At 39.8% G+C, this 12807-nt stretch carries 10 protein-coding genes; 5 read left to right on the forward strand and 5 right to left on the reverse strand.

Features of this window, described 5'->3' with window-relative positions:
• Positions 1–44 precede the first annotated feature (44 nt).
• Together Q4574_RS05830 and Q4574_RS05835 are read left to right on the forward strand one after the other, a co-directional pair.
• Complete coding sequence (locus Q4574_RS05830) at positions 45–1328, forward strand: PotD/PotF family extracellular solute-binding protein (RefSeq protein ID WP_303472516.1); 1284 nt, start codon at positions 45–47, stop codon at positions 1326–1328.
• Positions 1329–1362: 34 nt separating this feature from the next.
• Positions 1363–4092, forward strand: a complete 2730-nt coding sequence (locus tag Q4574_RS05835; RefSeq protein ID WP_303472519.1) for an ATP-binding protein — start codon at positions 1363–1365, stop codon at positions 4090–4092.
• Between the two features lie 42 nt (positions 4093–4134).
• On the opposite strand, the gene Q4574_RS05840 is transcribed toward Q4574_RS05835, so the two are convergent.
• Positions 4135–5391 carry a lytic murein transglycosylase gene (locus Q4574_RS05840; RefSeq protein ID WP_303472521.1) on the reverse strand — a complete coding sequence of 419 codons (1257 nt, stop codon included), beginning with the start codon at positions 5389–5391 and terminating at the stop codon, positions 4135–4137.
• Positions 5392–5485: 94 nt separating this feature from the next.
• On the reverse strand, positions 5486–6259 hold the full coding sequence (gene yaaA / locus Q4574_RS05845; RefSeq protein ID WP_303472524.1) for a peroxide stress protein YaaA: 774 nt from the start codon (positions 6257–6259) through the stop codon (positions 5486–5488).
• Positions 6260–6634: 375 nt separating this feature from the next.
• Between yaaA and tal the strand changes: the two genes are divergently transcribed.
• From tal to Q4574_RS05860, 3 genes are all read left to right on the forward strand, one after another.
• Positions 6635–7588 (forward strand): transaldolase, encoded by a 954-nt coding sequence (gene tal / locus Q4574_RS05850; protein WP_303472526.1) that lies wholly within the window; start codon positions 6635–6637, stop codon positions 7586–7588.
• Positions 7589–7705: 117 nt separating this feature from the next.
• Positions 7706–9352 carry a glucose-6-phosphate isomerase gene (gene pgi, locus Q4574_RS05855; RefSeq protein WP_303472528.1) on the forward strand — a complete coding sequence of 549 codons (1647 nt, stop codon included), beginning with the start codon at positions 7706–7708 and terminating at the stop codon, positions 9350–9352.
• A 285-nt stretch (positions 9353–9637) separates the two neighbouring features.
• Positions 9638–9808 carry a DUF3545 family protein gene (locus Q4574_RS05860; RefSeq protein ID WP_303472530.1) on the forward strand — a complete coding sequence of 57 codons (171 nt, stop codon included), beginning with the start codon at positions 9638–9640 and terminating at the stop codon, positions 9806–9808.
• 50 nt (positions 9809–9858) lie between these two features.
• Here the strand turns inward: Q4574_RS05860 and ung are convergent, their stop codons facing one another.
• The 3 genes from ung to thrB are packed head-to-tail and all read right to left on the reverse strand — an operon-like array spanning position 9859 to position 12804.
• Positions 9859–10521 (reverse strand): uracil-DNA glycosylase, encoded by a 663-nt coding sequence (ung, locus tag Q4574_RS05865; protein WP_303472532.1) that lies wholly within the window; start codon positions 10519–10521, stop codon positions 9859–9861.
• Positions 10522–11808, reverse strand: a complete 1287-nt coding sequence (thrC, locus tag Q4574_RS05870; protein WP_303472534.1) for a threonine synthase — start codon at positions 11806–11808, stop codon at positions 10522–10524. It abuts the gene before it with no gap.
• Between the two features lie 48 nt (positions 11809–11856).
• The gene (thrB, locus tag Q4574_RS05875; RefSeq protein ID WP_303472536.1) at positions 11857–12804 is read right to left on the reverse strand and encodes a homoserine kinase; all 948 of its coding nucleotides are present in this window, start codon (positions 12802–12804) and stop codon (positions 11857–11859) included.
• Between the last annotated feature and the right edge of the window lie 3 nt (positions 12805–12807).

Consider the following 12807-nt stretch of genomic DNA (forward strand, 5'->3'; position numbering starts at 1 on the left):
AATTGCTTTAACGTTCAGTTATTAGAATCGACTGAATCGTTTTCATGGCAAATACTTCAAACCTTTTAGATAAAAGTAAACGTAGAACGCTAAAAACCTTAGCTAAAAGTGGCACCACAGCAATGCTGATTAGCAAGGCTCCCTATGTGTTTGCCCGCACTAAAACTGTACTTAAAGTTCTTGGTACTCACGTTACCTTGCAAGAGGAACTGCGCAAGCAGGCAATGCAAGATTTAGGCATCGATTTAATCTTTGAAGCTGGTGGCAGTGCTGCGATTTTGCAAAAAGCTTCGGTAGATCCAACGTCTTTTGATTTATATGAACAATGGTCGAATAGCATTAACGTACTTTGGGCATCGGGTTCTATCCAAGGGATTGAGAAGAAAAGATTAACCTATTGGGACGAGATTAATTCGTTAACCAAAACCGGCAAAATTACCGAGGATGCTAAATTCGGCGCAGGGGATGCCCCTTACAAAATTTTACATGTACAAAACAATGGTCGCTTAGGAATTGAACACACGGATAAAGTGAGTTTTTTACCCTATGTTCATAATGTAGATTCCTTCGGCTATAACACCAGCAAAATTGCCCAAGGTATTCCTTATAAAACTGAAAGTTGGGGTTGGTTATTAGATCAAAAAAATCGAGGAAAAGTCGGCATTGTTAATGCACCTACAATAGGAATATTCGATTTAGCCTTAGCAGCTCAAGCGCAAGGTGTATTAACCTTCAACGATATAGGCGCGATGTCGAAACGAGAATTAGACATCATGTTTGATTATCTTATTGAATTGAAACATAAAAACCACTTCAGTGGATTTTGGACGTCAGTACCCGAATCTGTGGACTTTATGCGCTCTAACCGTGTGCATATTGAAAGCATGTTTTCACCCGCAGTTTCTGCATTAAATGGCCAAAATGTACCTGTCTCATTTGCCGCTCCTAAAGAAGGTTATAGGGGTTGGCATGGTGTGATGTGTTTGTCATCTGCAATTTCCAAAAGTAAAAAAGATGCAGCTTATGATTACATGAATTGGTGGTTATCAGGCTGGCCTGGCGCTTTTATCGCCAAGCAAGGATATTATATTTCAAATCCGCAACGTTCTGCTAAATACTTGACTCAAGCAGAGTGGGATTATTGGTATCGAGGATTGGCCGCGAGTCATGATTTACAAGGAACTGATGGCAATATTTCAGTCAACAAAGGAGAGGTTCGTTCTGGCGGAAGTTACGAAACACGATTCTCAAATGTAGCAGTGTGGAATACAGTGATGCCGACTTACGATTATAGCTTACAAAAATGGTACGAATTTATTAGCTCATGATAATTTTGGAGATCTAAAGGAATTGTTTAATTCGTTGAAAATTCAAATAACGATAGTGTTAACTGCGCTGATTCTTTTTTTAACCGCACAGTCGTATTTGTCTACAAAAAACCAAGAAGCCTTTTTGGCGGGGATAACGTTATCACAACAAACAATGGATAAAGTTGGCCTTGTTCGCGATCTCGAAAAAGACCTTCTTGATATCCAACGATATGTACTGATTTATAAACAAACCGCCAGTGAATCAGTCATCGAGCGGTTTAATTTAATCCAAGACAAAATCAACTCAAACCTGTCATTGCTATATACCTCTGTTCAGTCTGATGATCAGGCCACCGTATATATCGATCGAATCAGCAGAATGCGGGCACACTTACAAGAATATAGAACTAATTTCGAAAACGTAATTCAAGGGCGTAGCCGCAGAGAAAGGTTATTCGAAGATAGTATTAAAAGGCAGTTCGAAAAAACCCAATTACAGTTAGAAGAATACCAATCCAGTAAAAATCTTTCCGAGCAAGAAAGTAGCGCAGTATTGGCTATGAGTCTGCAGCTGTCTGAAGCCCATGCTCTGTCTTTAGAGTATTTGTTAACGCCAGACCCAAGCATAGTTGGCGAGTTTGATAGTTTGTTGTCAAAGTCAAAAGAGATTATGAATGAATCTCTTAAAGACAATCCAGTTTTGTTTAGCCTAGAAACCGATTTAGACAAATTGAGCACTGACTTTAAACAACTAACTCAAGTTACCCGAGGGTATTTATTCTTAATTAATGTGGTAATGGCAGGCTCGGCAAACGAATTTTTATATTTAACTAGAGAACTCAATCAACTTGTTACAGAGAACCAACAACGAATAAATGAAGAAATTATTCAAAGTGGTAAAGATGCGCAAAGCCGCAACAGTCTTTTCGCTGCTATAAGTGTGGCCTTAGCAGTATTAACAGCATTGTTTTTTACTTATCGGGTAATGATGCCAATATCTGAAATGACTGAATTATTTAAAACCTTGGCCAGTGGCAAAAATATCAATAAGACAATTAAAAAACGCAAAAACAACGAAATTGGCGAATTAGCCGCAGCAGCACAAGTGTTTCAAGAGAAGAATAAACAGACCCAAGAGCTTTTAGAACATTCCAAAAACCTGAATGCTAAACAGGAAAAGCTCAATCAAGAGTTAGCGATTTCAACTAAGAAAGCGGAGGAGGCTTTGGCAACTAAGAGTATTTTTCTTGCCAATATGAGTCATGAAATCCGAACACCAATGAACGGCATTATCGGCTTAGTCGATATCGTTTTAAAATCGAAGCTTGATAACAAGCAGAGAGCGAATTTAGAAAAGGTTATTTATTCAACCCATATTCTGCTGAATTTAATCAATGGAATTCTCGACTTTTCAAAAATTGAAGCTGGCAAACTGGATATCGAAAAAGTTAAATTTTCCCCCAGATCGATGTTCGAAAACGTTTTAGCTAATATTTCCGCCAAAGGAAACGAAAAGAACCTTAATATACAGTTTTTTGTCAATCCCTTACTACCCGTAGAACTTATTGGTGATCCCATGAGAATAAACCAAGTTCTACTTAATTTGTGTACCAATGCGGTTAAATTTACGCGCAATGGTTCTGTGCATATTCACATCGACTTCACCCCACTGGAGAATGAACAAATTTGTTTAAAAATATCAGTGAAGGATACCGGTATTGGTATGGATGAAGCACAGTTAAAAAGTATATTTAATCCATTTACTCAAGCAGATGACTCTACAAGCCGAAAGTTCGGTGGTACTGGGCTGGGATTAACCATAGTCAAACAACTCGTAGAATTAATGCACGGGAAAATAACGGTTGATTCAACAGTAAATAGTGGAAGTCATTTTCAAGTGGAATTAATTGTAGGTGCTGGAAGTCTAAATAAGCGAATTATGGACTTAGGATTTGAAGTGAGTATTGCACACATTTCTGTCAATGATTCAGGCTTAACTCCCGATACTTATTTGAACAGTTTGGATCAAGATTATGTATCTTTATCGTTAGCAGAAATCGACAATTTTGAATTTCAAAATAAAGAAAAGTCCTTGTTGTTGATAGATATTGACGATATTAAAACCCACAAAGTTTTAAACCAACATATTGCCAAAGCAAAAGAAAAAGGAATGAATATTGGTTTAGTAACTAATACTCAGCCCAGTACTCTCCCCTCTCTGTTGCAACAAAAATGGAACCTGCCGGTACTTTCCCATCCATTTACCCCTAGACATTTTAGTCTGTTTATATTGCAAACATTAGGCGTTGACTGCCCATACGACACGCCTAATTTGGGAGAAGTTACCCCAAAATCAGCGCAACTTAAAGGACATGTTTTATTGGTGGAAGATAATCATATCAACCAGATTGTTGCCTCTGAAATGCTCGCAGCTCTTGGCTTAACCTTTGATGTAGCTGAAGATGGTCATCAAGCCGTGACCAAGATAGTCAATTCACCTCAATACGATATTGTGTTGATGGATATTCAAATGCCGGTTATGGATGGTTATGAAGCCACCAAACAGCTCAGAAGGCAGGGCTTCAAAGATTTAGTTATATGTGGATTGTCTGCCAACGCAATGAATTCTGACTTTGAATTAGCTTTTGCAGCTGGTATGAATGATTATATAACGAAACCCATTAAACCCCAGATGTTAAATCACGTATTGAGTAAATACCTCCCCTCAAAAACGACGGATAACACCGCAAAAGATGACTTCATACTTGAGAGACAAAGTTAACGAGTTGAGGAGATCAGTTTCCCCTCAACTTTAGCTGTCAAATTAACTGCCGCTTACATCTGAGCGGGCAGTTACCGCTTCTTGCACGCCATTGAAAACACTTTCATCAGGGTACCCATCGGCTAGCATATTATTAGACAATTGGAATTGACGAATGCCCTTACGGGTAGCCGGCCCCATGATCCCATCAGCCTTACCGACATCAAAGCCAAGGTCATTGAGCCCATCTTGTAGGGCAACCATTTGACTGATCGGGTAATTAGGTAGGTCGGGCAAAGACTTGCTCCATTCAGGTTTACCAATAATTCGATCCGCTAGATAGCCAACAGCTAGGGCGTAAGACTCAGAGTTATTCCAGCGCATAATTACATCAAAATTGCGGTAAACTAAAAACGCGGGCCCTTTCGCCCCTGTGGGTAAAATGAGTGAAGCATCCATATCACTTTTAGGAATTTTATCGTCATTCACTTTACGGAGTCCAAACTCGGACCATTGAGCCAATTGTTTTCGACTATCTTTACCTGCATGGCTATAGTCAAAGTTTTCCGGGAGTGTCACTTCTCTTCCCCAAATAAAACCTTTTTCCCAGCCTAATTTACTTAAAAAATTGGCAGCTGATGACAATGCATCAGGTTCACTGTCCCATAAATCTACTAAGCCATCATTATCTCCATCAACGGCGTAATTGATATATGCAGAAGGCATAAATTGCGTGTGTCCCATCGCGCCCGCCCAGGAACCAAGCATTTTATCTTTCTTCAAATTTTCTCGTTGCATCAACTTGAGTGCAGTGAGTAGCTCTTGGGTAAAAAATCGACTGCGGCGTTGATCACACGCCAAGGTAGCTAAAGAGTCGATAATTGGCATCTTGCCTTTGTAACTCCCAAAATTGGTTTCTAACCCCCAAAAGGAGATTAAATAGTGGGCTGGGACTCCATACTCGTGAGTTAATTGACTCAGTAGGTCCTTATGCTTACGCAGCATTTCACGACCTTTATCAATCCGCCATTGAGTGACACGTTTATTTAAATATGTAGGGAAAGTTTGTACAAATTCAGGTTGATTACGATCGTATTCAAGCACTTTGTCAATTTGCTTTACATCGTCCAATGCATAAGCGATGACAGTTTTATCTATACCTGCTACTTCTGCTTTTTGCTGGATACCAGAAATGCATGTTGAAAAAACTGCGTCATCCGACTCCAGAGCAGTTTCAACAGGTGCATCTTGTGCCAATAAGGTGGCACAATAAAACAAATTTGCAGCAACCAATGTGCTTTTTGTCAAAACAGACATCATATAATTCCTCGGCTTGAATAGTTCTAATAGTAGCTTAAATGGCGCGCTTGAGCTTAATAACGTTTCTGGCATTTCATGACTGCCCTATTCAATATCACTGTTCTTCGCGGGTAAAGACCCATTGTTTGTCATTACTTTGAGATGCACTATATTGATAACCAGCGGCATCAAATTGCTTAATTTGTTCAGGATCAGACAAACGCTTTTCAATAATATATCGAGCCATTAATCCTCTTGCTTTTTTAGCATAAAAACTAATGACTTTATATTCACCGTTCTTTTTATCTTTGAAAACTGGTGTAATAACTTCGGCTTTCAAGTTTTTCATCTTCACCGATTTAAAGTACTCATTTGAAGCTAAGTTAACTAATACGTTGTCACCCTGCTGTTGCAATGAATCATTGATGCCAAGTGTTATTTTGTCTCCCCAAAATTCATACAGATTCTTGCCCCTTAAGTTAGCTAACTTAGTGCCCATTTCTAAACGATATGGCTGCATAAGATCCAAGGGTTTTAGCAAGCCATACAAACCAGATAAAATGCGCATGTGTTGCTGGGCATATTCTAAATCTTGTTGACTAAATTGTTCGGCTTGAATGCCCGAATAGACATCACCATTGAACGCTAAAATAGCTTGTTTCGCGTTGTCAGGGGTGAATGGCAAAGACCAACTACTGAACCGGGCAGCATTAAGACCAGCTAATTTATCACTTATATGCATTAGACTGGATAATTCAGCCGGTGATAATTTGACACACTCTTTAATTAATAATTCAGAATCCGGCAAATATTCAGGTTCAGAAAAAAGTTGGGTTGTGGGCGGTGTTTCGTAGTCTAAATTCTTTGCAGGTGATACAACAACTAGCATCAAATATCCTTTGGTAAATTTGTGTGAATGACAGGTTTAAGCCGGTCATCACTATAACATTAATTATAAATACTAAACATTTGGACAGTTACATATTTAACAGTTCAATTTATATTTAATTAGAATTTAAGCCCCTAGAAACCACAAATAAATGTGACAATTTTGAGTAATTACTCACTACTCATATAATTGCTCACTTTTATTTATTATAATAAGTCTATTATTTTTAATAGTTCAGGGGTCGATAAAGTAGAAACCAAACCTTAACAGTTATACCCTGTGAGTCATTCTTAAGGTTTACTATTTTTATCAGGCAATATCGATAACCATTCACTATCGATGATTGTGAAATTAATTTTTTCTAAAGAGGTTTTTATGACAAATCAATTAGCAGCTTTGCGGGAAATCACCACTGTAGTGGCAGACACCGGTGACATCGAAGCCATTAAAAAGTATCAACCTGTTGATGCTACGACTAACCCATCTTTGTTACTTAAAGCTGCCGAACTCCCTCAATACCGCACTTTGATTGAAGAATCAGTCGCCTGGGCAAAAAGCCAATCAAATGATGAATTACAGCAAATAGAAGATGCCGGTGATATGTTGGCGGTCAAAATTGGTAAAGAAATCGTCAATATCGTTCCTGGCCGCATTTCTACGGAAGTCGATGCCCGCTTGTCTTTCGACACCCAAGGCAGCATCGCCAAAGCCAAAAAACTTATCGCCTTGTATGACCAGGCAGGTGTTAGTAAAGATCGCGTTTTAATTAAATTAGCTTCCACTTGGGAAGGTATTCGTGCTGCTGAAATATTAGAAAAAGAAGGCATTAACTGTAACTTAACTTTATTGTTTAGTTTCGCTCAAGCACGAGCCTGCGCTGAAGCTGGCGTTTTCTTAATTTCTCCTTTTGTAGGCCGAATTCTAGATTGGTACAAAGCGAGTACAGGTAAAGATAGCTACCCAGCCAATGAAGATCCTGGGGTAGTTTCTGTCAGTAATATTTATCAATACTATAAAGAACACGGATATAAAACCGTAGTTATGGGAGCAAGTTTCCGTAATACCGGTGAAATCATTGAGCTAGCAGGCTGTGATAGATTAACCATCAGCCCAAACCTTTTAGAAGAACTTTCACAAACTGAAGGCGGTTTGGAAACCAAATTAATTGATAAAGGTGCAACTAAAACAGCTGGCGAAAAACTGACTGAAAGTCAATTTAGATGGGAACATAACCAAGATGCGATGGCGACAGAGAAACTTGCTGAAGGTATTCGTAACTTTGCCAAAGATCAAGACAAACTAGAAGTAATGTTGAAAGACCTTTTGTAAATGGATTTAACCTAGCCTCTGAAAACATGGCTATTTAGTTACCAGGTTTTCTTGGCAGGAATTAAAATCATCCAATACAACAATCTTTAATCGCCTTTAAAAGAAGAGAATTGATAAATGTCTTTAGTAAATCAAAGTGAACAATGGAAAACCCTTGAGCAATTAGCTAGCGGTATCGCTGATCAGCATATGCGTGATTGGTTTGCAGCAGATGAGTCAAGAGCATCTAAGTACTCCTTGGAAAGCTGTGGGATCAAGTTAGACTATTCCAAAAACTTAATAAACCAAGAAATACTGCAGGCCCTTTATAGTTTAGCAGATAGCCAACAAGTAGCTGAAAAGCGCGATGCTATGTTCGCTGGCAACATTGTTAATCACACGGAAAAAAGAGCGGTATTACATACTGCTTTACGCAACTTTTCCGGTGAACCCGTGTTGGTTGATGGCGAAGATGTTATGCCAGAGGTTTTAGCCACACAAGATAAAATTAAAGACTTTGTTCATTCGATTCATTCTGGCGAGCACCTTGGTTACACAGGCAAAACAATCAAACATATTGTGGCTATTGGTATTGGTGGCTCATTCTTAGGTCCTAAAATTATGTCAGAGGCGTTAAAGCCATACTGGCACAAAGGTATTTCAGTACACTACGTGGCTAATGTGGATGGTTGTCATATCCAAGATGTGTTAGCTGATCTTGATCATACCGATACCTTAGTAGTCATGTCTTCGAAGTCTTTCACTACCCAAGAAACTCTGCAAAACACGCTGACTGCAAAACAATGGTTTCTTGACCAAGGTGGTAGTCAGAAGGATATTGCTAAGCATTTCGTGGCCGTTTCATCTAACGTCAATGCGGCTGTCGAATTTGGCATGGACGAAAATAATATTTTCCCTATGTGGGATTGGGTTGGCGGCCGCTATTCATTATGGTCAGCCATAGGTTTACCGATTGCGTTAACCATTGGATACCAAAATTACCGTGAGTTACTCGAAGGCGCTTACCAAATGGATTGCCATTTCAAAGAAGCGCCAGCAGAGCAAAACCTCCCCATGTTATTAGGCCTACTTGGCGTTTGGTACACCAATTTCCACGCTGCGCAAAGTCATGTTCTACTGCCTTATTATCATTATCTACGTGGTTTTCCAGCTTATGTCCAACAGTTGGATATGGAAAGTAATGGCAAGAGCGTAGCGGGTTTAAATGAACAAATTGACTATGCAACAGGACCCGTTATTTGGGGAAGTGAGGGTACCAATGGTCAACACTCGTTTCATCAATTAATTCATCAAGGAAAAGTACTGATCCCTGCTGATTTTATGTTCCCGTTGAAAGTAAACAATCAAGATGACACTCACCACGCAATGCTAGCCTCTAATTGTTTTGGGCAGACCCAAGCACTGATGCAAGGTAAAACCTATGAAGAGTGCTACGCTGATTTAGAGGGTGCTAATTTAGATGAAGAAACTCGTCAGTCTTTAGCCACCCATAAAACCATGCCCGGTAACAAACCAAGTAATACCTTATTATTTGATCAACTAGATCCTAAGACGCTAGGGGCCTTAGTTTGTATGTATGAACACAAAGTGTTTGTGCAAGGCGCGATTTGGGGTGTGAACTCATTTGATCAATGGGGTGTTGAGCTTGGAAAAGTTTTAGGTAACCAAGTGTTAGACAAATTGGTTAATAGCGATGCACAATTGGATTTTGACAGTTCTACTAATCAACTGATTTCCGCGTTTAGAGCTGCCAATAACAATTAGTTTTTTTCCTCTATAAGTAGGATTTGCTGTTGCTTAGTGCACGCAGCAAATCCTTTCCCACCTCGTTCCTTAGTTTGCATGAAAACCCTGCAACTTGTTCACTTTAAAGGCAAAAACCACTTTTTTGTCATCAAAAGTTCATGTTTTATTAACAAAAACTAAAACTAATAGTTTTATTTTGGTAGCGCCTGTGATAAAAAATTACTCGGTTAGGAAACTAAAGCAGGAAATCTTGGTTGACTAACTAGCCTTATTTGCGCCAAAAACAATAAATGGAGACGTAAAGTGGATACAAAAAAATTAATGTCAATGATTGACAACGAATCCCGCCCATCAAAAACTAAAAGCAAAAAGCGTAAGTGGAGAGAAATAGAAGCGATTCAAGATCGCTATAAACTGAGAAAAGAACTCGAAGATATGGACATGTCTTTAGAAGCAGAATTAGCTAACCTATAAACGATAAATCAAAGCCCCACATTGTGGGGCTTTTTTTATCACTATAGATTTTAGTCAATCTGCCAATTTATTGGAGATTGTCTTTGGCTAGTCAGTATTTTATTGGTCTGGGAGAAGTGTTTACATCCTAGAAAGCCTCGATGTGCTGACAACGGCGATGGATGCGGTGCCCTAAGTATGTGGTGGCGATTTTGGTCTACCAATTGCCCCTTCTTTTGACTATGGCTGCCCCACAGTAAAAAGACTAGCCCCTGACGGTGTTGGTTTAATTGACTGATCACATTATCGCTGAATATTTCCCAGCCAATTTTTGCATGGGAGTGGGCTTTGCCCTGCTCTACAGTTAATACCGTATTGAGCAATAACACACCTTGTTTCGCCCATTGAGTCAAATTGCCATGGGCCGGTATTGTAAAGCCTTCAATATCCTCAGCCAGTTCTTTGAATATATTTCTCAATGATGGCGGGATTTTAACGGTTGATTCTACCGAAAAACTTAAACCATGAGCTTGTCCCGGGCCGTGGTATGGATCTTGACCTAAGACGACAACCTTAACATCCGTAAAGGGAGTCATTTTAAAGGCGTTGAAGACAAACTCATCTGGCGGATAAATTATTTTACCCGCGCCACGTTCACTGGCAATAAACTGTTCTATGTTTTGGAAATAAGGCTGTTTTTTCTCAGCCTCAATAATTTCTTTCCAAGTTAGCATTTACGCTTGTAGAGTCTTGAATAAATGAGCCTTTAATTGCTCATAATCATTAGCCAAGTCTACCGAGAAGCTCTCTTTACCAGCACAGTCAGCCAAAGGTTGAGGCAAACTAATAGGCTGCCCCAGTACATTCTCAACACTTTCTCTGAATTTCGCTGGGTGAGCAGTACCTAAGAAAATACCGGTTTCACCTGGCTCAATAAAACGTGTTAACGATTTATAAGCGATTGCGGCATGGGGCTCACTCACATAACCAAGTTGAGCCAATTGTTTCATAGCAACCTGAGTGTAATCTTCATCTACCGCATCACCCTGCAACATTTCTTTGTCAATTAAACCACGTTCGATTAGGGCTTCGATTCTTGGCCAGTTGTTTGGTTGGCTCACGTCCATAGCATTGGATAAAGTAGCAACTGTCGCTTTTGGATCCCAGTCACCGGTTTTCAGGTAACGAGGAACCGTATCATTAGAGTTAGTCGCCGCAATAAAACGTTTGATAGGTAGACCCATCACTTTAGCAATCATCCCTGCGGTTAGGTTACCAAAGTTTCCGCTTGGTACAGAAATCACGACGTTTTCACGCTCTTCTTCTGACAACTGAGAAATCGCTTCAAAGTAATAACAAACCTGGGCTAGCAAACGACTGATGTTAATTGAATTAGCCGAGTTTAAGTGCAAGCCTTGACGCACTTCAATATCATCAAAGGAAGATTTGACTAATTGTTGGCAAGCATCAAAGTCGTCTTCAATGGCAACAGTGTGGATATTGTCGCCAAGTGTTGTGAACAGCTTTTCCTGTAGCAGACTAATTTTGCCTTTAGGATACAAAATCACCACATTAATATTGTCTAATCCATGAAATGCATGGGCAACAGCCGCACCAGTATCTCCTGAGGTCGCGGTAAGGATAGTAATAGGCTCACCTTTTGCGATGACAGACAAGACTTGCGCCATAAAGCGGCCACCAAAGTCTTTAAACGCCAATGTTGGCCCATGGAACAATTCAAGACTGTAGATACCGTCAGTCACTTTTGCCAAGGGAGCTTCGAAAGCAAACGCTTTTTCGACAATACCTTGAATTTCAGCTTTGGAAAGCTCATCGCCAATTAACTTTGACAATATTTCCACTGAACGGGGAACGAATGGCATATCCAAGATTGCTTGGATATTTTCGAACTTAGGAAATTCCTTTGGAAAATATAGCCCTTGGTTTTTACCTAAGCCTTTTTTTACCGCTTCAGCGAAACTAACTTGATCGCTGTCATCTTTTAAATTAAACAATTCCACTTAATTACTACCTTTATTTTATCGGTTTACCAGCGTCTTAGGGCTGGTTTATGAGACCACCGCACCTTGCGTATCAATCTGGCAAATATGACTAAAACCCGTGTCATTCTGAATATAATTTTCAGATAACCAATTTTGAATACCTTGTGCTTTCTCTAAATTATTACAAACTGCAAATACAGTTGGGCCCGAGCCAGAAATACCGAAGGCTAAGCCACCATTGTTCATTACATAATCTCTGCTTTCATCAAATTTGGGTAACAAAGACTTACGATAAGGTTCTGCCAACACATCCTTCATCACTGCAGCGGCTAAAGCTTCGTCTTTTCGATAACTTGCATCCACAAACACGGCCAGCTGCTGACCAAAGGTGATAGTCTGCGCCATGGGGATTTGCTTGGGCAAAATGTCCCTCGCTGCAGCCGTTGAAACACTGATCCCTGAATAACAAGCTACCCAATACCAATTTTCAAAAATCGGTAACGACAACGCTATTTTGTCTGACTGGCTATTCATCAAAGTTAAACCGCCCACAAAACAAGGTGCTACATTGTCGTAATGCACACTTCCGCTAATTTGTCCTTCCAATTCACCCATCATCAATAGTAACTCGTTTGCTTCGAAAGGTTCATCAAAAAACTGATTTAAACCGTGCAACGCAGCGACTATCGAACTGGCACTTGAACCTAGGCCACTGCCAATGGGTAAGTTTTTGTGTAATACCATTGCCACTTCCGCACTTGGCAATTCACGTTCATGCAATTTTTTAGTGAATAAAGTGTAGCAGTGAAAAACAATATTTGATTGTGGATCTGCAGGCAATTTATCCGCAAAGCGTCCTTCAACTTTTAGACTAAAGGTATCCGCAGCGCTAACCTCCACTTGATCGCCCAAAGGACTTCCATCAATAGGGGTTAATGCTGCACCTAGTAAGTCGAAACCTAGACTAACATTGCCAATTGATGCAGGCGCGTAAGCTGTCATGCTTTTATTCATCGT

The organism is Aliiglaciecola sp. 3_MG-2023, from assembly GCF_030548205.1.
GTDB lineage: Bacteria > Pseudomonadota > Gammaproteobacteria > Enterobacterales > Alteromonadaceae > Aliiglaciecola.